Annotated in this window: 22 protein-coding genes; 17 read left to right on the top strand and 5 right to left on the bottom strand. The window is 63.2% G+C overall.

Annotated elements, in window-relative coordinates:
- From rplI to DDF70_RS04945, 12 genes are all read left to right on the top strand, one after another.
- Positions 1-567 (top strand): 50S ribosomal protein L9, encoded by a 567-nt coding sequence (rplI, locus tag DDF70_RS04995; RefSeq protein ID WP_114943763.1) that lies wholly within the window; start codon positions 1-3, stop codon positions 565-567.
- Between the two features lie 413 nt (positions 568-980).
- Entirely contained in the window at positions 981-2,474 is a 1,494-nt protein-coding gene (locus DDF70_RS04990) for a replicative DNA helicase (RefSeq protein ID WP_114943762.1), read from the top strand.
- Positions 2,471-3,637, top strand: coding sequence for an alanine racemase (alr, locus tag DDF70_RS04985; protein ID WP_245435370.1), 1,167 nt, complete (start codon positions 2,471-2,473; stop codon positions 3,635-3,637). The genes DDF70_RS04990 and alr overlap by 4 nt, the downstream gene beginning before the upstream one ends.
- On the top strand, positions 3,637-5,037 hold the full coding sequence (gene radA, locus DDF70_RS04980; protein ID WP_114943761.1) for a DNA repair protein RadA: 1,401 nt from the start codon (positions 3,637-3,639) through the stop codon (positions 5,035-5,037). Before alr ends, radA begins: the two co-directional genes overlap by 1 nt.
- A 7-nt stretch (positions 5,038-5,044) precedes the next feature.
- Entirely contained in the window at positions 5,045-5,464 is a 420-nt protein-coding gene (locus tag DDF70_RS04975) for a hypothetical protein (protein WP_162820222.1), read from the top strand.
- A 388-nt stretch (positions 5,465-5,852) separates the two neighbouring features.
- Positions 5,853-7,010, top strand: coding sequence for a cadherin domain-containing protein (locus DDF70_RS38675; protein WP_114943759.1), 1,158 nt, complete (start codon positions 5,853-5,855; stop codon positions 7,008-7,010).
- A gap of 186 nt (positions 7,011-7,196) precedes the next feature.
- Positions 7,197-8,213 carry an NADP-dependent oxidoreductase gene (locus DDF70_RS04965; protein ID WP_114943758.1) on the top strand — a complete coding sequence of 339 codons (1,017 nt, stop codon included), beginning with the start codon at positions 7,197-7,199 and terminating at the stop codon, positions 8,211-8,213.
- A 147-nt stretch (positions 8,214-8,360) separates the two neighbouring features.
- Positions 8,361-8,966: a CvpA family protein gene (locus DDF70_RS04960; protein ID WP_114943757.1), complete on the top strand. Its 606-nt coding sequence runs from the start codon at positions 8,361-8,363 to the stop codon at positions 8,964-8,966.
- 215 nt (positions 8,967-9,181) lie between these two features.
- Positions 9,182-10,669, top strand: coding sequence for an amidophosphoribosyltransferase (gene purF, locus DDF70_RS04955; RefSeq protein WP_114943756.1), 1,488 nt, complete (start codon positions 9,182-9,184; stop codon positions 10,667-10,669).
- Between the two features lie 8 nt (positions 10,670-10,677).
- The gene (locus tag DDF70_RS04950; RefSeq protein ID WP_114943755.1) at positions 10,678-11,421 is read left to right on the top strand and encodes an SDR family NAD(P)-dependent oxidoreductase; all 744 of its coding nucleotides are present in this window, start codon (positions 10,678-10,680) and stop codon (positions 11,419-11,421) included.
- Positions 11,422-11,468: 47 nt separating this feature from the next.
- Positions 11,469-11,600: a hypothetical protein gene (locus DDF70_RS38670; protein WP_281024339.1), complete on the top strand. Its 132-nt coding sequence runs from the start codon at positions 11,469-11,471 to the stop codon at positions 11,598-11,600.
- A 299-nt stretch (positions 11,601-11,899) separates the two neighbouring features.
- A complete protein-coding gene (locus DDF70_RS04945) occupies positions 11,900-14,299 on the top strand; it encodes a bifunctional diguanylate cyclase/phosphodiesterase (RefSeq protein ID WP_170316034.1) in 2,400 nt (799 codons plus the stop codon).
- A gap of 218 nt (positions 14,300-14,517) precedes the next feature.
- On the opposite strand, the gene hpf is transcribed toward DDF70_RS04945, so the two are convergent.
- Positions 14,518-14,958, bottom strand: a complete 441-nt coding sequence (gene hpf, locus DDF70_RS04940; RefSeq protein WP_114943754.1) for a ribosome hibernation-promoting factor, HPF/YfiA family — start codon at positions 14,956-14,958, stop codon at positions 14,518-14,520.
- A 100-nt stretch (positions 14,959-15,058) separates the two neighbouring features.
- Positions 15,059-16,162 carry a S1C family serine protease gene (locus DDF70_RS04935; RefSeq protein WP_114943753.1) on the bottom strand — a complete coding sequence of 368 codons (1,104 nt, stop codon included), beginning with the start codon at positions 16,160-16,162 and terminating at the stop codon, positions 15,059-15,061.
- Between the two features lie 146 nt (positions 16,163-16,308).
- On the opposite strand from DDF70_RS04935, the gene DDF70_RS04930 reads away from it, so the two are divergent.
- The 4 genes from DDF70_RS04930 to DDF70_RS37325 all read left to right on the top strand — a co-directional run bounded on the left by DDF70_RS04930 (position 16,309) and on the right by DDF70_RS37325 (position 19,448).
- Positions 16,309-17,031: a DUF4142 domain-containing protein gene (locus tag DDF70_RS04930; protein ID WP_114943752.1), complete on the top strand. Its 723-nt coding sequence runs from the start codon at positions 16,309-16,311 to the stop codon at positions 17,029-17,031.
- Positions 17,032-17,151: 120 nt separating this feature from the next.
- Complete coding sequence (locus tag DDF70_RS04925; protein WP_114943751.1) at positions 17,152-17,766, top strand: hypothetical protein; 615 nt, start codon at positions 17,152-17,154, stop codon at positions 17,764-17,766.
- A 303-nt stretch (positions 17,767-18,069) separates the two neighbouring features.
- The gene (locus DDF70_RS04920) at positions 18,070-19,161 is read left to right on the top strand and encodes a TRAP transporter substrate-binding protein (RefSeq protein WP_114943750.1); all 1,092 of its coding nucleotides are present in this window, start codon (positions 18,070-18,072) and stop codon (positions 19,159-19,161) included.
- A gap of 122 nt (positions 19,162-19,283) precedes the next feature.
- Complete coding sequence (locus DDF70_RS37325) at positions 19,284-19,448, top strand: hypothetical protein (protein ID WP_170316032.1); 165 nt, start codon at positions 19,284-19,286, stop codon at positions 19,446-19,448.
- A gap of 50 nt (positions 19,449-19,498) precedes the next feature.
- On the opposite strand, the gene DDF70_RS04915 is transcribed toward DDF70_RS37325, so the two are convergent.
- Positions 19,499-20,365 (bottom strand): DMT family transporter, encoded by an 867-nt coding sequence (locus tag DDF70_RS04915; RefSeq protein ID WP_114943890.1) that lies wholly within the window; start codon positions 20,363-20,365, stop codon positions 19,499-19,501.
- Positions 20,366-20,772: 407 nt separating this feature from the next.
- Here DDF70_RS04915 and DDF70_RS04910 point away from each other — a divergent pair, with 407 nt between their 5' ends.
- Positions 20,773-21,663, top strand: coding sequence for a YihY/virulence factor BrkB family protein (locus DDF70_RS04910; protein WP_114943749.1), 891 nt, complete (start codon positions 20,773-20,775; stop codon positions 21,661-21,663).
- A gap of 22 nt (positions 21,664-21,685) precedes the next feature.
- On the opposite strand, the gene DDF70_RS04905 is transcribed toward DDF70_RS04910, so the two are convergent.
- A complete protein-coding gene (locus DDF70_RS04905; RefSeq protein WP_114943748.1) occupies positions 21,686-21,910 on the bottom strand; it encodes a hypothetical protein in 225 nt (74 codons plus the stop codon).
- 88 nt (positions 21,911-21,998) lie between these two features.
- A complete protein-coding gene (locus DDF70_RS04900; RefSeq protein WP_162820221.1) occupies positions 21,999-22,667 on the bottom strand; it encodes a hypothetical protein in 669 nt (222 codons plus the stop codon).
- Positions 22,668-22,749: the final 82 nt, after the last annotated feature.

Raw genomic sequence — 22,749 nt, 5'->3', positions numbered from 1 at the left:
ATGGAAGTGATCCTTCTCGAGCGCGTCGCAAAGCTCGGCCAGATGGGCGAGACCGTGAAGGTCCGTTCCGGTTACGCACGCAACTTCCTCCTGCCGCGCGGCAAAGCCCTGCGCGCCACGGACGCCAACAAGAAGCATTTCGAGACCCAGCGCGCCCAGCTCGAGGCCCGCAACATCGAGCGCCGCAAGGAAGCCGAAGCCGTCGGCGAGAAGCTGAACGGCCAGAGCTTCATCATTCTGCGCCAGTCGGGCGAAACCGGCGTGCTCTACGGTTCGGTCTCGACCCGCGACCTCGCCGAGATCATGACCCAGAACGGCTTCACGGTCGACCGCAACCAGATCGCGATCAACCAGCCGATCAAGACCATCGGCCTGCACAACGTGCCGGTCGCCCTCCATCCGGAGGTCGAGGTTCAGGTGACGATCAACGTCGCCCGCAGCCCTGAGGAAGCCGAGCGTCAGGCTCGCGGCGAGTCGGTCACGACCCGTGAGGAGACCAACCTCGACGACCTCGGCCTCGAGGTCGGCGCTGCCCTGGCCGAAGCCGGCGGCGACGAAGAGCTCTGAGGCAGGTTGTCGTTTCCGGCCCGCAATGGCCGGGAATGAAATCCTCCGCCGTCATCACCGGCCCTGTGCCGGTGATCCCGATCCGAAGAGCGCCGAGCTTCACGGGTCGGGATGGCCGGGACAAGCCCGGCCATGATGTGGAAGATGTGACATCCAAGCTGGACCGATTGCTCTAGTTCTTGATTTGTTCTAAAATCGCGCTCTCCGTCGATTCGACGGGGAGCGTTTTTCTTTCGTTTTCAGGCTTGTGGAAGAGTCAAGTTGCGACGCCTGCGAGACAAGGAACGGTGTGAGAATCGAGGACAGCGAGGACAGATCGGGAGGAGTCCCGGCTTCGTGTCCGCCCGGCAACCTTTAGGACACCAATTGCGGTCTAAGAGACTCTAAACCCTTATCTGTTTCCGGAGCGCCAGATGGCCACCGCCAATGCCCTGATCGCCCGCCTCGAAACCGCCGAGCCGCAGTTTCGGACGCCCCCAAACAACATTGAAGCCGAACAGGCTCTGCTGGGCGCGATTCTGGTCAACAACGACGCCTATTACCGCGTCTCGGACTTCCTCGAAGCCAGCCATTTCATCGAAGACCTGCACCGGCGCATCTACGAGGTGGCGACGAGCCTGATCAAGGCCGGCAAGATCGCGACCCCGATCACCATGAAAACCTTCCTGGGGGATCAGGATCTCGGCGGCATCACCGTGTCCCAGTATCTCGCACGTCTCGCAGCCGAGGCGACCACCGTCATCAACGCCGAGGATTACGGCCGCACGATCTACGACCTCGCCATCCGCCGCAACCTCATCAATATCGGCGAGGACATCGTCAACAACGCCTTCGATGCCCCGGTGGAGAATTCACCGCGCGAGCAGATCGAGGAGGCCGAACGGCGTCTCTATGCGATCGCGGAAACGGGCCGCGCCGACGGCGGCTTCCAGCGTTTTTCCGATGCGCTCACTGCGGCCATCGACATGGCCGCCGCCGCCTACAAGCGAGAAGGCGCCCTCTCCGGCATCTCGACGGGGCTCATCGACCTGGACAAGTCCCTCGGCGGCCTTCAGCCTTCGGATCTGGTCATCCTCGCCGGGCGTCCGGCGATGGGTAAGACCTCGCTGGTGACGAATATCGCGTTCAACATCGCCAAGGCCTATCGGGCCGAGAAGCAGCAGGACGGCAACCTGAAGACGGTGAATGGCGGGATCGTCGGCTTCTTCTCCCTCGAAATGTCGGCCGAGCAGCTCGCGACCCGTATCATCGCCGAGCAGTCGGGCGTGCCGTCCTACAAGATCCGCCGCGGCGACATGCGCGAGGACGACTTCTACAAAATCACGGAAGCCGCGAGAGAGATGCAGTCGATCCCCTTCTACATCGACCAGACCGGCGGTATCTCCATTGCGCAACTGACTGCCCGCGCGCGCCGCCTCAAGCGTCAGCGCGGCCTCGACATCCTCATCGTCGACTATCTTCAGCTCCTCTCCGGATCCGCCAAGAAGGGCGAGAACCGCGTGCAGGAGCTCACCGAGATCACCACCGGCCTCAAGGCGCTTGCCAAGGAACTGTCCGTCCCGCTCATCGCTCTGTCTCAGCTCTCCCGTCAGGTCGAATCCCGCGACGACAAGAGGCCGCAGCTCTCCGACCTTCGTGAATCGGGCTCGATCGAACAGGACGCCGACGTGGTCATGTTCGTTTACCGCGAGGAGTACTATCTGAAGAACAAGGAGCCGAAACCCGGCACCGAGGAGTACTTCAAGTGGCAATCGGAGATGGATCAGGTCCATGGCAAGGCCGAGGTCATCATCGGCAAGCAGCGTCACGGACCGACCGGCACCGTGCAGCTCGCCTTCCAGGCCGACATCACCCGCTTCACCGACCTTGCGGATGAAGACAAACTTCCCGAACGGATTGGCGATTGACCAAGCTCACCTCTCAGCATGAAACCGCCGGCGGCATCCCTGAGAACGCCGCCGGAGGCATCCTCCACATCGACCTCGATGCTCTCGCCTCGAACTGGCGCACCCTGCGTGACAAGGCGGGCGGCGCGGAAACGGCCGCCGTCGTCAAGGCGAATGCCTACGGCATCGGCATCGAGCAGGCCGTCCCAGCTCTCGGCAAAGCCGGTTGCCGCACATTCTTCGTGGCGCATCTGAGCGAGGCGATCCGCGCCCGCGCCGTGGCGCCGGACGCGGCGATCTATGTGCTGAACGGCCTCTTCGGCGGCACTGGACCGACTTACGCGGAATTCAATCTGAGGCCCGTCCTGGGCTCCTTCGAGGAAATCGAGGAATGGGCGGGGTTCTGCCGGGCTGAAGGTCGGAAGCGGCCCGCCGCGATCCATGTGGATACCGGCATGAACCGGCTCGGCCTCACCGTGCCTCAGGGACTGACGCTCGAGGACCGGACGGCGCTCAAGGATTTCGAAACCGCGCTTCTGATGAGCCATTTCGTGAGCGCGGAAGAGAGCGACAATCCGCTGAACCGCGAGCAGATCGAGGCTTTCGAATCGGTGCGGTCGTCTCTTCCCGGCATTCCCGCATCGCTCCCGAATTCTTCGGGCATCTTCCTTGGCGACAAGCCGCGCTACGACCTGGTGCGGCCCGGCTATGCGCTCTATGGCGGCAACCCGACGCCGGGCCGGGACAATCCTATGAAGCCGGTCGTGGGCCTGGAGGCCCGCATCGTGCAGCTGCGCTGGGTCGAGGCGGATCACACGGTGGGCTACAATGGGCGATGGCTGGCCTTGGAGAAGCGCCGGATCGCCACCCTCTCCGTCGGCTATGCGGACGGCTACCCGCGTTCCGCGAGCGCACGCGGCAGGAGCGGCGATGACCTGCTCGCCGGCATGACCCTGGTGGCGGGTCACCCCTGCCCCTTCGCCGGCAACGTCTCCATGGATCTGATCACCATCGACGTCACAAGCGTGCTGGAGAACCAGGTTCAGCGCGGCGACACCGTCACCCTCATCGGCGGCGACTTGACCATCGACGAGGTCGGCCGCCGCGCAGGCACCATCGGCTACGAAATCCTGACCAATCTCGGCGCACGCTATGCCCGGGCCTATCGCGGGGGACAGGGCTGATGGCCAAGCGTCACCCCTCTTTCGTGTGCCAGGAATGCGGCGCGGTCTATAACCGCTGGAAAGGCAAGTGCGAGGCCTGCGGCGGCTGGAACACCATCGCCGAGGAGGCCGGTTCCGCCAGCCCCATGGCGGGGCCCGTCGCCACGCGTCCGTCCCGCGCCAAAGGCCGCATCTTTCCGCTTGAAGGCCTCTCCGGCGAGACCAAGGAAGCCCCGCGCACGCCTTCGGGTATCGCGGAACTCGACCGGGTCACGGGCGGCGGATTCGTGCACGGCTCGATCATCCTGCTCGGCGGCGATCCCGGCATCGGCAAGTCCACCCTTCTCATGCAGGCCTCCGCCGCCCTCGCCAATCGGGGCGAGCGCGTCGCCTACATTTCGGGCGAAGAGGCGGTGGCGCAGGTGCGCCTGCGGGCCGAACGCCTCGGCCTCGGCCAAGCCCCCGTCGAGCTCGCCTCCGAGACGAATGTCGAGGACATCATCGCTACCTTGAGCCAGGGCCGCCCGCCGGCGCTTGCGATCATCGACTCGATCCAGACCATGTGGACCGAGACGGTGGAATCCGCGCCGGGTACCGTCACCCAGGTGCGCGGCTCGGCCCAGGCGCTGATCCGCTTCGCCAAGACCACGGGCACCGCCGTGATCCTGGTCGGCCACGTGACGAAGGACGGGCAGATCGCCGGCCCCCGGGTCGTCGAGCACATGGTCGATGCCGTGGTCTCCTTCGAGGGCGATACGGGCCACCACTTCCGGATCCTGCGCGCGGTCAAGAACCGCTTTGGACCCACCGACGAGATCGGCGTGTTCGAGATGTCGGACCAGGGCCTGCGCGAGGTCTCCAACCCATCCGAACTGTTCCTCGCCGGGCGCGACATGGCCACGCCTGGAACGGCCGTCTTCGCCGGCATGGAAGGCACGCGCCCGCTTCTCGTCGAGATCCAGGCCCTCGTGGCTCCGACGTCCCTCGGCACGCCGCGCCGGGCCGTCGTCGGCTGGGATCAGAACCGCCTGTCGATGGTGCTCGCCGTGCTGGAGGCCCATGGCGGACTGAAACTCGGCATGCACGACGTCTATCTCAACGTCGCAGGTGGCCTGCGCATCACCGAGCCTGCAGCGGATCTTGCGGCAGCGGCCGCCCTGATCTCTTCGCTTTCGGGCAATCCGCTGCCGCCCGATTCCGTCTATTTCGGAGAGATGGGCTTGTCCGGCGCGATCCGCCCCGTGGCGCAGGAACAGGCCCGCCTGAAGGAGGCGGCGAAACTCGGCTTTTCGAGCGCGATCGCTCCGGCACCGCGTGTGGATAAATCCAACAAGGAGAAGCTGCCGCTGGCGGCCTCATCCATTGGCCATATCACTGATCTCGTTGCAGGAATCGCAGCGCGTCGGCGCAAGGCTGGGTAGAGAATGCATGCCGTTTCGTTATGATGAAATCCTGCTTGACAGTTCAATGTTACTATATATCGTATCATTGGTGCTCAGCCGGTATCTTAAGTCTCAGAACCGGACAAGCCTTAAATCTGTAGGGGGAAAGATGGCGAAGAACCTTTCAAACGCTCCAATTCCTGAACTCGACAGCCCCAGCCTTGCCAGGAAAGGCAGCTTCGACATTACCGAGGTTACGGGCCCTACCCTTTCCAGGAAGGGAAGCTTTGACATTACCGAGTTCGACAGCCCCACTCTCTCAAGAAAAGGCAGTTTCGACATCACGGAACTCACCAGTCCCAGCCTTGCAAGAAAGGGGAGCTTCGACATCACCGAAGTGAATTCCTACGGGCACGATACGAAGCTCGAGACCTATTTTAAGGCCGACGATCTGATCTTTATCTGAGGAATTCCCTTCAGCCCGGCATCCACCGACCGGGCTGAGGTCCCTTGGTACCACGGCCGCTTTCCCCTGATTCTCGCTGTGCCAGAGGTTCAAGCGGATTAAAGCTCGTCATTAACAACATTCCCTCCGAAGCCGGACAAAAACCCAAGGCTAGAAAGCGGACGCCTCTAGCGTTCCAAAGCATTGATCGGACACGTCACGGACTTTGTCGCAAATTATTCCGTGCGTCATCGCAAAGCATCATAGTCGAACATGCATCTTGGCATACGACTAGACCATTTGTCCGCATTGACACTTTAGAGGAACTTCGTGACAGTTCCGCAGAACTAATAACCCGTTCGAGATACCTCCGAGGAGGTACAATTTCAAAGAGCCTTGAGAGGAACACATGGCCACAATCGATATTCTGTCCACCATCAGCATTGGGGAAAACCCGAAAGCGGGCGACCTGGTCGCCACCCTCAAAGTCAATGGCGGCGCAACGGGCGAAACCTTTCACTTCCAGCTGGCGGATTACTTTTCGGAACGCTTTGTGATCGAAGGCAGTGAATTGCGCGTGAAGACGCCAAGCCTCTTTGATTTCGAGAGCGGTCTGACGTCTTTCAATCTCGCGATCAGCGCGACGAGCGAGGGCGGATCGACCCCGGTCGATCCGGCATCGGTCACAGTTAAGGTCACAAACGTCAATGAAGCCCCGACTGACCTCGCTCTCGGGGGGATTGTGGCACCGGCGGTCGCAGAAAATGCTAAAGCGGGCACTGAAGTTGGTGCCCTGATGGCTCTTGATCCTGATGCGAACGAGACTTTCACGTTCAGCCTGACGGATAACGCTGGCGGACGCTTCCAGATCGTCGACAACAAACTTGTCGTGGCTGACGGCGCAAAGTTCGACTACGAGACGGCTTCTTCGCTTAGGGTTACGGTCAAGGTGACGGATGCGGGCGGCCTGAGCTTTGAGAAGACGCTGTCGATCGGCGTAACCGACGTCAGCGAGGTCGATGGTTCGGCGCGCAACGAAAAGCTCCGCGGAACCGAGAACGCCGACATCATCAACGGCGGCGCCGGGAATGACTGGATCTGGGGCAACGGCGGCAACGACACCATCAACGGCGGAAGCGGAAAAGACATCCTCTTCGGCGGTGCCGGGGCTGACACCTTCGTGTTCGACACACCCTTCAAGAAGGGGCATTTCGACCAGATCAGAGACTTCAAGTCCGGAGAGGACAAGATCCTTTTCGACCTGGATGCACTGAAATCGTTCAAGGTCAAAGCCTCTAAAAGCGATCTTTTCGGCCTCGCCAAGAAGGGCAAGCCGGATAAGATGTCGTCGGTCGGGCTCGACAAGGTCTTCAAGGAAGGCAAGCTGGAGAAGAAGTTCTTCACCGTCGGAACCACGTCCAAGGACGGCAACGACTATGTCGTCTACAACAAGAAGAACGGCACCGTTTACCTCGACGTGGACGGATCCGGCGGCGCCAAGCCCATCGAGATCCTCAAGGTGAAGCCCGGCGCAGCGCTGTCCTTCAACGACTTCCTGTTCATCTGAAGACCGACATCACTTCTTCTTGAAGCCCCGGCGGTATCCGCCGGGGCTTTTTTGTTGTTCCACAGTGCTGCAACGGCGCCTCCAAGGCTTGACGAATGGGATCGGCGCCCCACCCGTTATGGCAAGCCTATCGTGCGCGCCATGGAACCCGGCGCGTTGACATAATCCCGTTCCAGGAATCGCACCGTGACAGACCAGAACCTCCAAGTGCTCCTCGCTTCGCGCCCGGTCGGTCGCCCCTCGCCCGACAACTTCGAGTTCGTGGAGAAACCGATCCCGAGGCCGAGCGACGGGCAGGTGCTGCTCAGGATCCGGTATCTCTCGCTCGATCCTTACATGCGAGGCCGCATGAGTGCTGCGAAATCCTACGCTGCGGCCGTCGAGATCGGGCAGGTCATGGAGGGCGGTACCGTGGCCGAGGTGCTCGAGAGCAACCACCCGGACTACACTGCGGGCGAGATCGTTCTCTCATATTCGGGCTGGCAGTCCTACGCCTTGTCGGACGGGTCCGACCTGCGCAAGCTCGATCCGCAGCAGGCGCCTGTCACGACCGCATTGGGCGTGCTCGGGATGCCAGGCTTCACCGCCTATGCCGGGTTGCTCACTCTAGGACAGCCAAAGCCGGGGGAGACCGTGGTCGTGGCGGCGGCCAGCGGTCCTGTCGGGGCGACGGTGGGGCAACTAGCTCGCATCAAAGGGGCACGAGCGGTCGGAATCGCCGGAGGACCCGAGAAATGCGCGCTGGTTCGAGACGTTTTCGGTTTCGATGTCGCCCTTGACCATCACTCGCCCTCTTTCGCGGAGGATCTGCAAGCCGCCTGTCCGGATGGGATTGACATCTATTTCGAAAATGTCGGCGGAAAAGTCTGGGATGCCGTTTTCCCGTTACTGAATACCTTTGCCCGCATTCCGGTCTGCGGCCTCGTGGCGCAATACAACAGCACCGGCCCCTTCGAAGGCCCGGACAGGCTGCCCATTCTCATGCGCGACGTGCTCACCAAGAGCCTGACCATACGCGGCTTCATTCAGCGCGAGTTCCATGCTCAGCGCCCTGCCTTTTACCGGGAGATGGCGCAATGGATCGCCGAGGGGCGCATCAGGTACCAGGAAGACATCGTCGATGGCCTTGAGTCTGCACCGGAAGCCTTCATCGGGATGTTGGAAGGTAGGAATTTCGGCAAGTTGATCGTGCAGGTTTCCTAGGCGATCGTCTGAAAGGCCACTCTCCCGCCGCCTTCGCACAGCCTGCTGCCGTTCCAAGGGTGACGAAAGCCATTGTTAACGCTATAGAGCCAGGCTCGAAACCCGCGAAGGCGGCTCCATTCCTGTCATATTGCGTAGGCTCGGCCCATGCCCGTTTCCGTACTGGATCTCGTCGTCATCGGTATCGTCCTGATCTCGGCTCTTCTCGCCGCCGTTCGCGGCTTCACCCGCGAGGTGCTCGCCATCGTGGCCTGGGTCGTGGCGGCCGCCGCGGCCTGGTACCTGCATCCGACGGCCCTTCCGATCGCGCAGCAATATATCCACAGCAACACGGTGGCGCTCGTTGCGGCCATCGGCGGCATCTTCATCGTGACCCTGATCATCGTGTCGATCATCACGGTGCAGATCTCCGACCTGATCCTCGATTCCCGCATCGGCGCCCTCGACCGTACCCTCGGGCTCTTCTTCGGTGCCGCGCGCGGCTTCCTGATCTGCGTGATCGGCTGGGCGTTCCTGGGTTGGCTGGTCCAGGGCAAGGAACCTGTGTGGGCAGCGGATTCCAAGACTCGCCCCGCCATGGAGAATGCCCGGGACAGCATCATCGCGATGCTGCCTGAGAATGCCGAGGCCATGATCCAGCGCCTGCGCAACAAGGAAGCGCCGGCGGAGACCGAGCCGGCCGAGCCGGACCCGCAGCGCCCGGCAGCCCCGGCGGCACCTGCAGCCCCGCAGCCGCCCCAGCGGCGGAGCTGAGCCGTTCGCGCACCGTGTGGAACGTACTTCCAGTTTAGTGCGTAAGTCCAAGTAGCGCCTGGGGAAACCGGCAGCGGGTGCAACAGTGCAAACACACTTTTGCATCCGATCGGGCATCACGTTTCCGCCAGCGTCAGAATAGGCATTGGCGTTTAGTCGAATGCCGACTACATAAGGGCGGCGCCGGTGGGGGCGCGAATCCCAAAGGTACGAACATGTCTGCTTTGTCTGAGACGTGGCAGGTCACCCCGAAGCAGGTGAACCTGGACCTCGATGGCGATACCCTGCGCGAAGAATGCGGTGTCTTCGGCATCTACGGGCACCCGGATGCCGCCGCCATCACCGCGCTGGGACTCCACGCTCTGCAGCATCGCGGGCAGGAGGCGGCAGGCATCGTCTCCTACGACGGATCGGTCTTCCATTCGGAGCGTAAGCTCGGCCTGGTGGGCGACAACTTCTCCGACCGCGCGACCATCGAACGCCTCGAAGGCCTTTCCGCCATCGGCCATACCCGCTACTCGACCACGGGCGAGACCGTCCTGCGCAACGTGCAGCCCCTCTTCGCAGAGCTGGACGGCGGCGGCTTCGCGGTGGCTCATAACGGCAATCTGACCAACGGCCTCACGCTTCGCCGCAACCTCATCCGCGACGGCGCCATCTGCCAGTCCACCACGGACACGGAGGTGATCGTCCACCTCGTCGCCCGCAGCCGCAAGGACCGGGTCATCGACCGCTTCGTCGAGGCCATCCAGAAGCTCGAGGGCGCCTACGCCCTGGTGGCGCTCACCAACAAGAAGCTGATCGGCGCCCGCGACCCGCTGGGAATCCGCCCGCTCGTGCTGGGCGAGCTGGACGGCCGCTACATCCTCGCCTCGGAGACCTGCGCGCTCGACATCATCGGGGCCCGCTTCGTCCGCGACATCGAGAACGGCGAATGCGTGGTGATCTCGGACGAGGGCATCGAATCCTTCCGTTTCGTACCCGAGCAGCCCGCCCGCCCGGACATCTTCGAATACATCTATTTCGCCCGTCCCGATTCCGTCGTGAACGGCCGCAGCGTTTACGACGTTCGCAAGGGCATGGGCCGCGAGCTCGCCCTGGAATCCCCGGCTGACGCAGATGTGGTGATCCCGGTGCCCGATTCCGGCGTGCCGGCGGCTCTGGGCTACGCCCAGACCTGCGGCCTGCCCTACGAACTCGGCATCATCCGCAACCACTACGTGGGCCGCACCTTCATCCAGCCGACCCAGTCGGTGCGCGAGCTCGGCGTGCGCATGAAGCACTCCGCCAACCGTTCGGCGATTGCCGGCAAGCGGATCGTGCTCGTGGACGACAGCCTCGTGCGCGGCACGACCTCCGTGAAGATCGTGCGCATGATGCGCGAGGCCGGCGCCAAGGAGGTCCATTTCCGCATCTCGAGCCCGCCGATCACGCATCCCGACTTCTACGGCATCGACACGCCGGAGAAGGAGAAGCTGCTCGCCGCCACCCACGACCTGGAGCAGATGCGCCAGTATATCGGGGCAGATTCGCTCGCCTTCCTGTCCATCGAGGGCGTCTATCGCGCCATGGGCGAGAAGGGCCGCAACCCGGCGCAGCCGCAGTTCACCGACCATTGCTTCACGGGCGATTACCCGACGCCGCTGACGGATCTCGCCGTCGCGACCCCGCGCCGCCTCGCCGTTCTCGCCGAAGCCGACTGAGCATTCCCATGGACAAGCCCCTCCACAACCGCGTCGCGGTCGTCACCGGCGCTTCGCGCGGCATCGGCCGCGCGGCGGCCCTCGCCCTTGCCGAAGCCGGCGCACACGTGATCGCGCTTGCCCGGACCCAGGGAGCGCTCGAATCCCTCGACGACGAGATCCGCGCCAAGGGAGCCTCGGCCACCCTCGTGCCGGTGAACCTGAAGGACTTCGACGCGCTCGACCGGCTGGGCGCTGCGATCCACGAGCGCTGGGGCAAGCTCGACATCCTGCTCGGCAATGCAGGCCAGCTCGGAGAGCTTGCGCCGATTACCCATATCGACCAGCCTGTCTGGGACGAGGTGATGGCGGTCAATGTGACGGCCAATTATCGCCTCATCCGCTCCCTCGATCCGCTGCTGCGCGCCTCGGATGCGGGCCGCGCGATTTTCATCACGTCCGGAGCCGCCCACAAGCACAAGGCTTACTGGGGGGTCTATTCGGTGTCGAAAGCTGCCCTCGAGGCCTTGGTGCGCACCTATGCCGCCGAGACGGCGACGACCCCGGTCAGGGCCATGCTGCTCAATCCGGGCCCGCTGCGCACCGCCATGCGCCGCACGGCGATGCCCGGCGAGGATCCTCTGACCCTGAAGACGCCGGAAGACCTCGCCCCTCACATCGTGAAGCTTGCTCTTCCTGCCTGGAGCGAGACCGGCAAGATCTACGACTTCACCCAGGACGGAAAGGTCATCGAGCCGCAGATGCCGGCTTGAGGCGTTTCGTCTGCTGTGAATTCCGGGCACGCCTCTTTCCTGGATACATGCACCACGTCATCACCGGCCCTGTGCCGGTGATCTCGCTTCCGTACAGCGCCAGGCCTTTCGGCATCGAGATGACGGAGCATGCGCTTGGCCATGACATGCGGGGTGTCGTCCTCGACGACAACAGCTGATCAGAACATGTCTTGAGCAGAATGCACGCCAGCATGCGTCATTAACCCTGCTGCCCAATAGGCATCCCTTCTCGTTCGTCCTTCGTTGACTTGCCGAGGCGATGTCTCATTTTACCGAGCGGGACAAGGTCCCGAAATCCTTGGCGGATTGGGGCTCATTTGAATGATGCCGATCCAAAGGCATGATGCCGCCCCGCCATACCGGTAAGAGGCCGGATCATCTTCCCGATCTCAGTTTCCGGCAAGCATCCCTTACGCGCGATGGCATCGAAGCGGCGGGCGATCTGCAAAGGCTCATCATGCTCACCGTCTACGATTGCATCGTCTCCCAGCACGATCTCCGGCTCGTTGCCCTTGCGGCGCTTGTCTGCGCGCTGGCTTCTCTGACGGGGATCAACCTGCTCAACCACGCGCGACGTACGGAAAGTCGCAGCCGGCTCGCATGGCTCGCCATCGCGGCCGCCTCTACCGGATTCGGCATCTGGGCCACGCATTTCATCGCGATGCTGGCCTTCTCCCCATCCCTGCCGACGGCATACAACGTCACGCTGACAATCGTGTCCCTGGTAGCCGCCGTGATCCTCACCGGCATTGGCCTCGGCACCGCTCTGCTGTCCGGACTTTCTTCGGCACCCTGGATCGGCGGCGCCATCGTCGGCGGCGGCATCGCCGTAATGCATTATACCGGCATGGCTGCCTTCGAGGTCGCCGGCATCATGGCGTGGGATTCTGCACTGGTGGCCGCCTCGATCCTGCTGGGCGCTCTTCTGGGCGCTGCGGCTCTCGCGACCGCGCTCAACCGTTCGTCTCGAAAGGTAACTATCCTCGGCGCGCTGCTGCTCACGCTCGCGATCTGCAGCCATCATTTCACCGCCATGGGGGCGGTCAGTATCACGCCCGATCCGAGCATCCCGCTCTCGCCCTCCTCCATCCAAACCGAATGGCTCGCCAGCGGCGTGGCGTTCGTCAGTCTCTCGATACTGCTGCTCGCCGTCCTCGCGCTGAGCCTCGACATCCGGGAGCGCCGCCGTGCCTCCCTGGAGATGCAGCGGATGCGCGACCTCACGGACGCCGCGGTCGAGGGTCTCGTCCTCTGCGACGGGGATTCCATCGTGACGGTCAACCAGAGCTTCGCGCGCCTGACCGGCCTGACATCCGAGCAGATTGCCGGCCAGTCCCTCGCCGATTGGGTGCCCGACAGCGCCAAGCGGGACAAGCTGTTCGGGTGGCCGGGGCAAGCCGTCGAAACCGATCTGCGGAATGCGGACGGCACCCTCCTCCCCGTCGAGCTGATCTCCCGTCAGATCATCTACAACGGCGCTCCGCACAACGTGGTCGCCTTCCGCGACCTCCGCGATCGCCGGAACGCGGAAGCGCGGATCCGTTATCTCGCTCATCACGATGCACTCACCGGCCTCGACAATCGCGCGAGTTTCGATCTCCGCCTTGACCGCGAGATCCGCCTGCATCGGAGAACCAAACGGCAGATGGCGCTGTTGTGCCTCGACCTCGACGGCTTCAAAGATGTCAACGACCTCTACGGCCATGCCACCGGCGACCGGGTACTTCAGGACATCGCGAAGCATCTCTCCTCGGTCCTCCTGGACGGACAGATGTTCGCGCGTCTCGGCGGTGACGAGTTCGCCATCATCGCGCCTCACGTGACCGATCCCGCCCAGGCGGGCCAGCTCGCCGACAGGCTCCTCAAAAGCCTCAAGTGGGACGAGGAGGGCGTTCCGGCGGGGCTCCTCTCGGTCAGCGTCGGCATCGCACTCTATCCCGCCGACGGAAAGGACCGTACAGAGCTGCTCTCCAGCGCCGACGCGGCCCTCTACCGCGCAAAGACGGAGGGCAAAGGCACCTATCGGTTCTTCGAGGCGTCCATGGGAGCCCAGATCCGGGAACGCCGCAGCATCGAACACGACCTGCGCGGCGCCATCGCCAATAACGAACTGAGTCTCGCTTATCAGCCGCAGGCGCAGGTCGATACGGGCGAGGTGAACGGGTTCGAGGTCCTGCTGCGCTGGAACCACCCGACGCGCGGCAGTGTCTCGCCCGCCGTCTTCATTCCGATCGCTGAAGAGAGTGGGCTCATCCTGAAGATCGGCGAATGGGTGATGCGGGAGGCCTGCCGGGAGGCCGCGAGCTGGCGACGGCCGCTGACCGTCGCGGTGAATGTCTCGGCGTTGCAACTCACCAGCGACGGCTTCGTGGAATTCGTCCAGGCCACCTTGAATCAGACGAATCTGCCGGCGAAACGGCTCGAGATCGAAATTACCGAGACGGCGCTGATCCGCGACCCCAACCGCGCGCTCCTCTCGCTCCAGAGACTGAAGGAGATCGGCGTCAACATCGCCATGGACGATTTCGGTACGGGCTATTCCTCGCTCTCGAACCTGCGCGCCTTCCCGTTCGACAAGATTAAGATCGACCGCTCCTTCATCCAGGCGGTTCATGCGAATCCTCAGGCGGCCGCCATCGTGCGCGCCGTACTCGGGCTCGGGAGGGGCTTGGGGCTTCCCGTCATCGCCGAAGGTGTCGAGACATCCGAGGAACTGCGGTTCCTCGGTCTCGAAGGCTGCGCGGAAGCACAGGGCTACCTGTTCGGCCGCCCGGCGCCGATCATGGAATTCATGCAGTTGATCTCTGACAACCTCATGGAGCCGCCGAGGCCCCTCATGCGCGCGGTCGGAGACTAGCGCATCGTGCGAACCCAGAGGGCCGCACGATGCGCCAGCTCAGGGAGTTGACCATCGGATTGGATCCCAAAAGTGGACCCACTTTTGGGTCCGATGCTCCAAGCCGTCGCGGCGCGTTCTGGCCGGGAGAGGTCGTTCCCGGCCAGGACATTGCGGAGAAACACAGGCGACCTTCCTGGCGATGACCGCCGGATGTCGCAACGGCTTACAGTGTCGGATTATTCAGCAGCGACGCGGTAGTCGCCCTCGTCGTTGGCCGCCGGTGCGGCCTCTTCGCTGCGCCTCTGCGTGCGACGCGGGGCAGTTCCTTCACGCAGGAGCATGTCCTTGTCGGTGCGCGCCGCCTTGTCCTCACGCAGTTCACGCTTCGAGCGGCGAAGCTGCTTGGCCGTCTTCTGCAGCGCAGCCCGGAAGGCGGCGTAGAGATCCTTGTTCTTGGCTTCGCCCGTCATCATCTTGAGGGCGCCCATCTGCATGTTTACCGTGCAGCGATAGGTGATGCCTTCCCGCGTGACGTAGACCGATGCCGCACTCAAGTGGCCGAAATATTTGCCGGCGACCTGATTGATGTTGGTCTTCGCGTATTCGGGAAATATATCGCCCAGATCGACTGCCGAGCTTTGCACCAGGATATTGGGTTCGGTGCTGTCAGGTTTCATTCGCTCCTCCGTTGGTGAAGGTTCGATGACTAACGGCGGGCCTTCGAGAAAGTTTCGACTTCGAGGAAACAAATCAGCCCCTACCAAAGTTGTGTTCTCTTTATGGTCTGCGAGAGCGCGGCGTTTGTTCTCCCACGTCGACGACCGCCACGTTGACATCCTGCCGCTGATTGTTCCTGAGAATCGTGAGGGACACCGTGTTCCCCACGCCGGTGCGCTCCAACCGGTCCGTCAGATCAGACAGGTGCCGCACGGGATCATCCCCCACACCGACGATCACGTCGCCGATGACGCCAGCACGGAGATCGACGCCGCGCAATCCGGCCCGTTCGGCGGGCGAGCCCGGCACGACCTCCGCCACGATCACGCCGTTCACGCCGAGTTGAGCCGCGAGCGTCTCGTCCCCCGCCAGGATCCCGATGCCCGGCGTCGGCACGCGACCGCTGCGGATCAGCTCCGGCACCACGCGGTTGACCACGTCGACGGGAATGGCGAAGCCGATGCCCGCATTGGTGCCGGACGGCGAGAAGATCGCCGTATTGACGCCGATGAGGCGACCTGCGGAATCGAGCAGCGGGCCGCCCGAATTGCCTGGATTGATCGCCGCGTCGGTCTGGATCACGTCCGCGACCTCGCGTCCGCCGCTCGTGGGCAGACGGCGCTTGAGCGCGCTGATGATGCCGGTCGTGAGGGACTGGTCGAGTCCGAACGGGTTGCCGATGGCATAGGCGGTCTGTCCGACTTTGAGATCGGCCGATCTTCCAACAGCGACGGGCGCCGGCAATCCCCCTTGGCGCTGAACCCGCAGCACGGCGAGATCGTAGTTCGGCGCCCGGCCGACCACATCCGCGGGCAGCACCTCGCCGGATGCGAGCCGCACCACGAAGGACGCGCCGTTCTCGACCACGTGGTGGTTCGTGACCACGTGGCCCGCGGCATCCCAGATGAACCCGGTACCCGATCCCGCCGGCTGCCCTCCCGCGGGGCCACGCCCGGACAAGGCGACCACCTGGACCACGGAGGGCGCAACGGTCTCGAAAACGCGGATTGTCGATTGCTCGTACTCGGACAGATCCCCGCGCGCCGCGACAGGACGCGGCTCCCTGGCCGAAAACAAGTAGCCCGTCACGTAAGGCTGGAGCACGAAGATCGCGAGCAGCGCCGCGATCACCAGCATGACGACTCGTGTTGCCCGGTCCTGCATCGTTCTTCCCTTCGTTCGCTCAGTCTCACAACGGACACGCTTGCTCGAAGTTCGGCCTGAGCAGGAACGATCAGCTGAGACTACGTGCTCGAACAAATTTCTCCCGCAAACGTTCGCTCTCACAACTTGCTCGCAGGAGAAACTTGATGTCACGCAGCCTCGTGGTTGCCGGCCTCATGGCCGCTATCAGCCTTCCCGCCCTCGCTCAGCAGCAGAACCAGGCCATCACGCAGCCCACCACGCCGCAGCCCGCCGAAACACAGGTGAATCCGGCTCTCGGCCAGAACGCCCAGCAGCGCCAGCAGCGCACGCAGCAAGGTGGCGCCCCGCAGGACACGCAGTCCCCCATGCGCCAGGGACAGGCCAGCGCGCCGGCCGCCATGGGCCAGCAGCAATCGCAGGTCGACCGGCAATATGTCGAGCAGATGCTGAGACTGAGCACCGTGTCGCTGCAGCAGTCGAACTTTGCACACAGCAAGGCTCAGAATCCGCGCGTCAAGCAGTTCGCGAATTTCGAGATCGCCGAGCAGAACCTGCTCACCGACATCATGCGTTCCTTCGCCGATCCGAGCGCCACCGCCTCCACCACGCAGGGCGCACGGCAATCCGCTGCGACAGCCCCCGAGCTACCGCAGAAGGACGCGCAGGCCATGGAGCGCCTGTCGAAGGCCCAGCCGGGCCCGGCTTTCGACAAGGATTACGTCGCGATGCAGATCGAGGGACATCAGGAGCTGCTGAAGCTTCAGGAGAGCCATCTCCAACAGGCCTCCGGCAATCGTGAGATGACGAACTTGGCCAAGCTCGCGCGCGGTCAGATCAACGAGCATCTGGCGCTGCTGCAGGACATGCAGAAAGAGCTCGGCCAATAAGGACGTTCGGTCCCGTTTCTTCGATGATGCGGGGCCGGAACACCCGTCCTGGACGGGACGTTGCCTCCTGGAAATGAAGGCCAGCAAGGCCTGACCGAAACCCAAGAAGAGGAATAGCCCATGGCACAGGACAAGCGTGGCCGTCTGCCGGAGCCGCCAGTGGATGAGGTGCTGAACGAGGTCGCCCAGGAAGAGACCGGCGATGATTTCGTTGCAGGCCCGACCCAGCGCAACGATGTCGGCAACACCAAGCGCGCCGCTGCGAAAGCCACAGGCATCATGGGTGCGTCCAAGAAGCTCGATCCCGATCTCGATATCGATCACGTGGACGACAACCGCCCGACGAGCGGTTCAAAGGCCGGCCTTCATTCCTTCAAGGAAGTGCCCGAGGAGGAAGACGACGATGCGGGCTTCCAGCTGTCGAACGAGGAGATCGCCGAGGGCGTGAACACGACTGCCGCCAAGAGTCCGGCTCCTCGGGCAGCACAGACCGAAGGCACGACGGGCCCGACCGGCATGAGCGGCGGCGCTGCTTCCCGCGCCCGCGTCCCGGCGCCCGGCAATGCGGTGGATGTGCCGAAAGGTACTTTGGTGCGTGGTCATCCCACGGCGAGCCAGTCGGGTGGACGCTCGACATCCTCCACCGGCGACGAGAAGCCCCCCAAACGCTCAGCCCGAGCCCATAGCGGCCAGCAGCAGCGCCCATTATCCAAAGGTGGCTCGGAAGAGCGGTAAGACCGGCAAGGCACGTCATCCCGGGGCTGCGCAGCAGAACCCGGGATCGCTTTCAGAATACAGCGCCGCAAGCCCTCTCCTTCTTGTGGAAGGGATAGTCGAACACAACACACCCGTCCGACGATCCCGGATCGGCTGCGCCGCCCGGGATGACAATGGAGAGGATGACCTCACTGCATAGCTTGCTCTCTCCCGCCGCATACCTGACCCAACAGAAGGCGGAGTGACAGCGGCCCTCCTCCCGCTTTATGGAATGTTCAGCCAAATCGGCAATGACGACATAAATCGGTCGAGGAAATGCTCATGGATAGAAGAAAAGTTCTCAAGGGTGCGGGCCTTGCGGCTGCGGCGGGTGCTGTCGCTTCTCCGGCTATCGCGCAGGCGCAGCCCGAAGTTCGCTGGCGCATGACCTCGGCTTACCCGAAGAGCCTCGACACCCTCTTCGGCGCCGGCGAGATGATCTCCAAGCGCGTGGCTCAGGCCACCGACAACAAGTTCCAGATCCAGGTTTTCGCCGCAGGCGAGATCGTCGGTGCGCTTCAGAGCCTCGATGCCACGCAGAACGGCACGGTCGAGTGCTCCTACACTCTGTCGAGCTTCTTCATCGGCAAGGACCCGACCTTCATGTTCGAGACCTCGGTGCCGTGGGGCATGAACGTGCGCCAGCATAACGCCTGGATGTACTATGGCGGCGGCCTCGATCTCGTCCGCGAGTTCATGAAGGACTACAATATCTACCCGATCCCGGCGGGCCAGACCGGCGCGCAGATGGGCGGCTGGTTCCGCAAGGAGATCAAATCCATCGCCGACCTGCAGGGCCTCAAGATGCGCATCGCCGGCATGGGCGGCCAGATCATGCAGAAACTCGGCGTGGTGCCCCAGGTCCTCGCTGCCGGCGACATCTACCCGGCCCTGGAGCGTGGCACCCTCGACGCGGTCGAGTTCTCCGGCCCACACGACGACGAGAAGCTCGGCTTCGTGAAAGTTGCCCAGTACTACTATTATCCGGGCTTCTGGGAAGGCGGCGCCCAGCCCTCGCTTTACGTGAACATGAACAAGTGGAACGAGCTTCCTGCCAACTACAAGGCCATCCTCGAAGCGGCCTGTGCGGAAGCCAACGCCATGTGCGTGGCCAAGTACGACGCCCAGAACGCCGATGCGATCCGCCGCCTCGTCGGCCAAGGCGTCCAGCTTCGCCCATTCCCGCGCGACGTGATGGAGCAGAGCTATAAGGAAGCCTACAAGCTCTACAACGAGATCGCCGCCTCCAACCCCAAGTTCAAGAAGGTGTACGATTCCTGGAGCACCTTCCGTGACAAGGAACTGACCTGGTTCCGCATCGCCGAGCTGCCCTTCGACTATTTCGTCAACCAGCAGCAGGGCCAGCCCCGCTAAGGATCCTGGAAGCGGCGCCGCAAGGCGCCGTTTTCGTTTACAGTAGCCGAATGAAGGATCGAAGCTTGGCCTGATGCGTTGCCTCCTCAACGGGAATTCCACTCGAACGATGGAGACATGCCATGACGGACAAGAACCGCCAGAAGGACACACCGAAGGACAAGCCCAAGCGCAAGGAGGACAAGTCTTCCGAAAACGGCAAGAAGCACCAGGACGAATTGCTCGATGAAGGCGTGGAGGAGACCTTTCCCGCCAGCGATCCGGTATCAGTGAGAATCACGAAATAGTGCGAACGTGAGACAAAGCCCCGGGCCATGCGGTCGGGGCATTGCGCGTTTCAATTCCGGCTTGCCACAGCAACGCCGAGAGCAGCCAAGGCCATGCCTGCGAGCTGAATCGGGCTCAAGGTCTCGCCGAAAAGAGCAAAGGCCATCAGGGCCGCGACCGGCGGCACGAGGTAGAGCAGAGTTGCAACGCCGACGACGGCTCCCTGACGGATGAGGAAGAGGAGCAGTCCAATGGCCCCGATGGACAGCCCCAGCACGGCCCATGCCAGAGCCCCGAGAAGCGGCAGGGTCAGCTCCATATGGCCTTGCTCCGTCAGGAGCATGAGAGGCAAAGTGATGGCTGCCGCCCCAATATACTGGATGGCCGCGTTGACCCGCAGATCAAGGTTGCTGCCGGTGCGCTTCTGCCAGATCGTGCCGAAGGTGATGGAGAGCATTCCGAGGATGCAGATGCCGAGCGACAAGGCCGGCACGCCGCCCGCTCCCAGCTTCGGCGCCACCACAAGGGCCGCGCCCATGAAGCCGATGCCGATCCCGGTCCACCGTCTCGCAGAAACCTGCTCGCCCAGGAGGGGCCCGGCAAGAAGCCCGGTGGCCAGGGGCTGAAGCCCGGCCACGAGGGCCGAGATCCCGGCAGGCAGCCCATGCTTCACCGACCAGAAGACCCCGCCGAGATAGAGCCCGTGCAGGAGAACGCCGGCGATAAGGCTGTTGCGCCAATCGTACCACTTTCGAGGCCAGGGCACCCGCGCGACGGCAACGATGATACCGAGGACGATAGTCGCCAGCACATAGCGGACGAACAGGAAGGTCAGCGGCTCGGCGTAGGGCGCCACGAACCGGGCCACGATGAACCCCGTCGCCCAGATGAGCACGAAGAGTGGCGGCGCGAGGCGAGCGAAGGGAGTCGGGTTCATGGCGGAAATGGGATGAGGCAGACCGATCGTGAGCTTGTAGGCCCGAACCTCGGCCTTTGTCGATCCGTGGCCTCTCATCCAAACGTCGATTTTCACGACGTGTCGATACATGACGGAATGCGGGTGAAGGAATGAAGCGGGTTCACCTCTCCTTGAGGGAGAGGTCGACGCGCGGTAGCGCGGCGGGTGAGGGGTTAAAGATCTATCCGGAAAGTGCTCTCCCCCTCGCTTCGCTCGACCTCTCCCCACCGGGGAGAGGTATGCCAGCGCCATTCACGCATCGGTCCGGCGCCTGCAACCAACACTTTACCCCAGGACAAAGGAAAATCCCTCAAGTCAGACCCGCCTCCCCCTTCCTTGCCCTTGGCTTCTGGCGCACCATCTCCAGCAGCCTGGAGACCTGTCTTTTGAATCGCCTTCGCCTCTCGCTTGAACTCCTGGCCATCGCGTCCACCCGCTTCGTGCTGCACGATTCCTGGGCTATCGCGAGCCACATCGCCCTGTCGGTCCTGACCTCGCTCTTTCCGTTCCTGATCCTCGTCACCGCCTTGGCGAGCCTGTTCGGGACGGGGTCTCTGGCCGACGAAGTGGCGGACATCATCCTCGAGGCCTGGCCGCAGGAGGTCGCCGGGCCGATCGCCCGTGAGGTGCATACGATCCTCACCGGGCGGCGCAGCGACGTACTCACCCTAGGTCTCGTGCTGGCGCTCTATTTCGCGTCGAGTGGGGTGGAGAGCCTCAGGGTCGGACTGAACCGCGCCTACGGGGTCCGTGAGACCCGGCCGTGGTGGCTGACGCGGCTCGAATCCATCGCTTTCGTGATCGCCGGCGCCATGATGCTGCTGGCCCTGGCGTTTCTGGTCGTGCTCGGCCCCTTCGTGTGGCGGATCGTCCTCTCCTGGGTGCCGGCTCTCGAACCTCTCGCCGTTCTGATCGGCTTCCTGCGGATCAGCGTCGCGACCCTGGTGATCGTGACGGGCCTTCTGCTCGCCCACAAGCTCGTGCCGGCCGGACGCCGCCCTTTCCGGAACGTGCTGCCCGGGGTGGGCGTGACGCTGCTCCTCTGGCTTCTCGGTGGCTTCACCTTCAGCTGGTATCTGGAATTCTACCCCGGCGCCTACGCCTCGACTTATGGGGGCCTCGCCACCGCCATGGTAGCCCTGATCTTTCTCTACACGCTTGGAGCCATCTTCCTCTTCGGCGGCGAACTCAACGGCACCATCATTCTCGCCAAGCGCAAGCGCCTCGGCAAGGAGCCGAAGCCGGAAACCATGAGCGACCTGATTCCGCTTCCCTGAATAACCCACCTCAAGCGTTCCGTCAGATAACGGTCGATCCGTCTGATCGCATGCGTGCATCTCCGATCTGACGGGCAAGCTTCACCGCCTCTTCGTCGCTCACATGGACCCGGACCAAGGTCCAGGCGTTCTCCGACTTCCACAACCGGAATGAGATCATAAACCCATCGCCGTCCTTTTGCGCATCCGCATGGGTCGCATCAGGCAGATCATAAGGCCCGAGGCCATCGAAGATCAGCTGTCCCACATGTCGCTCCAGTCACAAGCCTCACCGTCAACGGGCAAGGGCCTGACAGGTTCGGAACGGCAGCCGGAGCGATGCGCCCATGCTCCATTCAGAGATTGGGCGCGATCCGCAACTCGAGTCTTGCGGAAGCCGTCGGGCGCGTATCGGGCGCGACGCCGTAACCAAGCCTGACATTCAGATCGGACGTGAAGCGATCCGCACGGGAGCTCAGCCGGGTCCGGCCGATGATCTCCGACAACAGGCCGGTGCCGACGACGCCGTTCATGCTGTCCAGATTCATGCTGGGAGACAGCCGCAGCTGCGTGGTCCACGTCTGGAGAGGGATATCGAACGGAATATCCATGCTGCCGCTGATGGATTGCGTATAGGCATTCTGTACGCTGTCGACGAAACCCGCCGTCGACAGCCCGGCGCTGACCCCGAGGGTCTGCCAGTCGCGCTCCAGGAAAGCCTCCCAGGTCGCTCTGGATGATACAAGGCTGGACTCGCTGCCGCTGCGGACGAGTTCCGTTCCTACGAGGAAGTTGTAGTCCTGGAACGGCTGCAGTTTGGCGCCGACGGCCCGGTCGAAATCGGTCGGGAGGAAGGCCTGCATGTCGGAACGGGACAAGCCGTAGGCCCAGACCTGTGTGCGGCTCAGGCGAGGCGCCGGACGCGCACGTGTCGCACGCTTGGCCGCCAGATGCTCGTCGAGCCAGGATGGGGTGATGTTCCTGCTCCAGATCTCGTCTTCATCGGCGGCGGCATGCGTCGCCATCGCGACCGATGCGAGCAGAAAGCAGACCAATCTGCGAAGGAGAAAAATCATGGAAAGACCAGAATAAAATAAGGATCGGCAA

The organism is Microvirga calopogonii (assembly GCF_003347665.1).
Lineage (GTDB): Bacteria > Pseudomonadota > Alphaproteobacteria > Rhizobiales > Beijerinckiaceae > Microvirga > Microvirga calopogonii.
The sequence above is the reverse complement of the archived record's forward strand: the minus strand, read 5'-3'. Positions and strand labels throughout refer to the sequence as shown.

What these genes read in the sequence shown, in the direction of transcription:
- DDF70_RS38675 (WP_114943759.1), top strand. Translation starts at nt 5,853, where the DNA reads ATGGCCACAATCGATATTCTGTCCACCATCAGCATTGGGGAAAACCCG.
- DDF70_RS04950 (WP_114943755.1), top strand. Translation starts at nt 10,678, where the DNA reads ATGGACAAGCCCCTCCACAACCGCGTCGCGGTCGTCACCGGCGCTTCG.
- purF (WP_114943756.1), top strand. Translation starts at nt 9,182, where the DNA reads ATGTCTGCTTTGTCTGAGACGTGGCAGGTCACCCCGAAGCAGGTGAAC.
- DDF70_RS04920 (WP_114943750.1), top strand. Translation starts at nt 18,070, where the DNA reads ATGGATAGAAGAAAAGTTCTCAAGGGTGCGGGCCTTGCGGCTGCGGCG.
- DDF70_RS04945 (WP_170316034.1), top strand. Translation starts at nt 11,900, where the DNA reads ATGCTCACCGTCTACGATTGCATCGTCTCCCAGCACGATCTCCGGCTC.
- DDF70_RS04935 (WP_114943753.1), bottom strand. Translation starts at nt 16,162, where the DNA reads ATGCAGGACCGGGCAACACGAGTCGTCATGCTGGTGATCGCGGCGCTG.
- DDF70_RS04990 (WP_114943762.1), top strand. Translation starts at nt 981, where the DNA reads ATGGCCACCGCCAATGCCCTGATCGCCCGCCTCGAAACCGCCGAGCCG.
- DDF70_RS38670 (WP_281024339.1), top strand. Translation starts at nt 11,469, where the DNA reads ATGCACCACGTCATCACCGGCCCTGTGCCGGTGATCTCGCTTCCGTAC.
- DDF70_RS04960 (WP_114943757.1), top strand. Translation starts at nt 8,361, where the DNA reads ATGCCCGTTTCCGTACTGGATCTCGTCGTCATCGGTATCGTCCTGATC.
- DDF70_RS37325 (WP_170316032.1), top strand. Translation starts at nt 19,284, where the DNA reads ATGACGGACAAGAACCGCCAGAAGGACACACCGAAGGACAAGCCCAAG.
- radA (WP_114943761.1), top strand. Translation starts at nt 3,637, where the DNA reads ATGGCCAAGCGTCACCCCTCTTTCGTGTGCCAGGAATGCGGCGCGGTC.
- DDF70_RS04900 (WP_162820221.1), bottom strand. Translation starts at nt 22,667, where the DNA reads ATGGCGACGCATGCCGCCGCCGATGAAGACGAGATCTGGAGCAGGAAC.
- DDF70_RS04930 (WP_114943752.1), top strand. Translation starts at nt 16,309, where the DNA reads ATGTCACGCAGCCTCGTGGTTGCCGGCCTCATGGCCGCTATCAGCCTT.
- DDF70_RS04915 (WP_114943890.1), bottom strand. Translation starts at nt 20,365, where the DNA reads ATGAACCCGACTCCCTTCGCTCGCCTCGCGCCGCCACTCTTCGTGCTC.
- DDF70_RS04975 (WP_162820222.1), top strand. Translation starts at nt 5,045, where the DNA reads ATGCCGTTTCGTTATGATGAAATCCTGCTTGACAGTTCAATGTTACTA.
- hpf (WP_114943754.1), bottom strand. Translation starts at nt 14,958, where the DNA reads ATGAAACCTGACAGCACCGAACCCAATATCCTGGTGCAAAGCTCGGCA.
- rplI (WP_114943763.1), top strand. Translation starts at nt 1, where the DNA reads ATGGAAGTGATCCTTCTCGAGCGCGTCGCAAAGCTCGGCCAGATGGGC.
- DDF70_RS04925 (WP_114943751.1), top strand. Translation starts at nt 17,152, where the DNA reads ATGGCACAGGACAAGCGTGGCCGTCTGCCGGAGCCGCCAGTGGATGAG.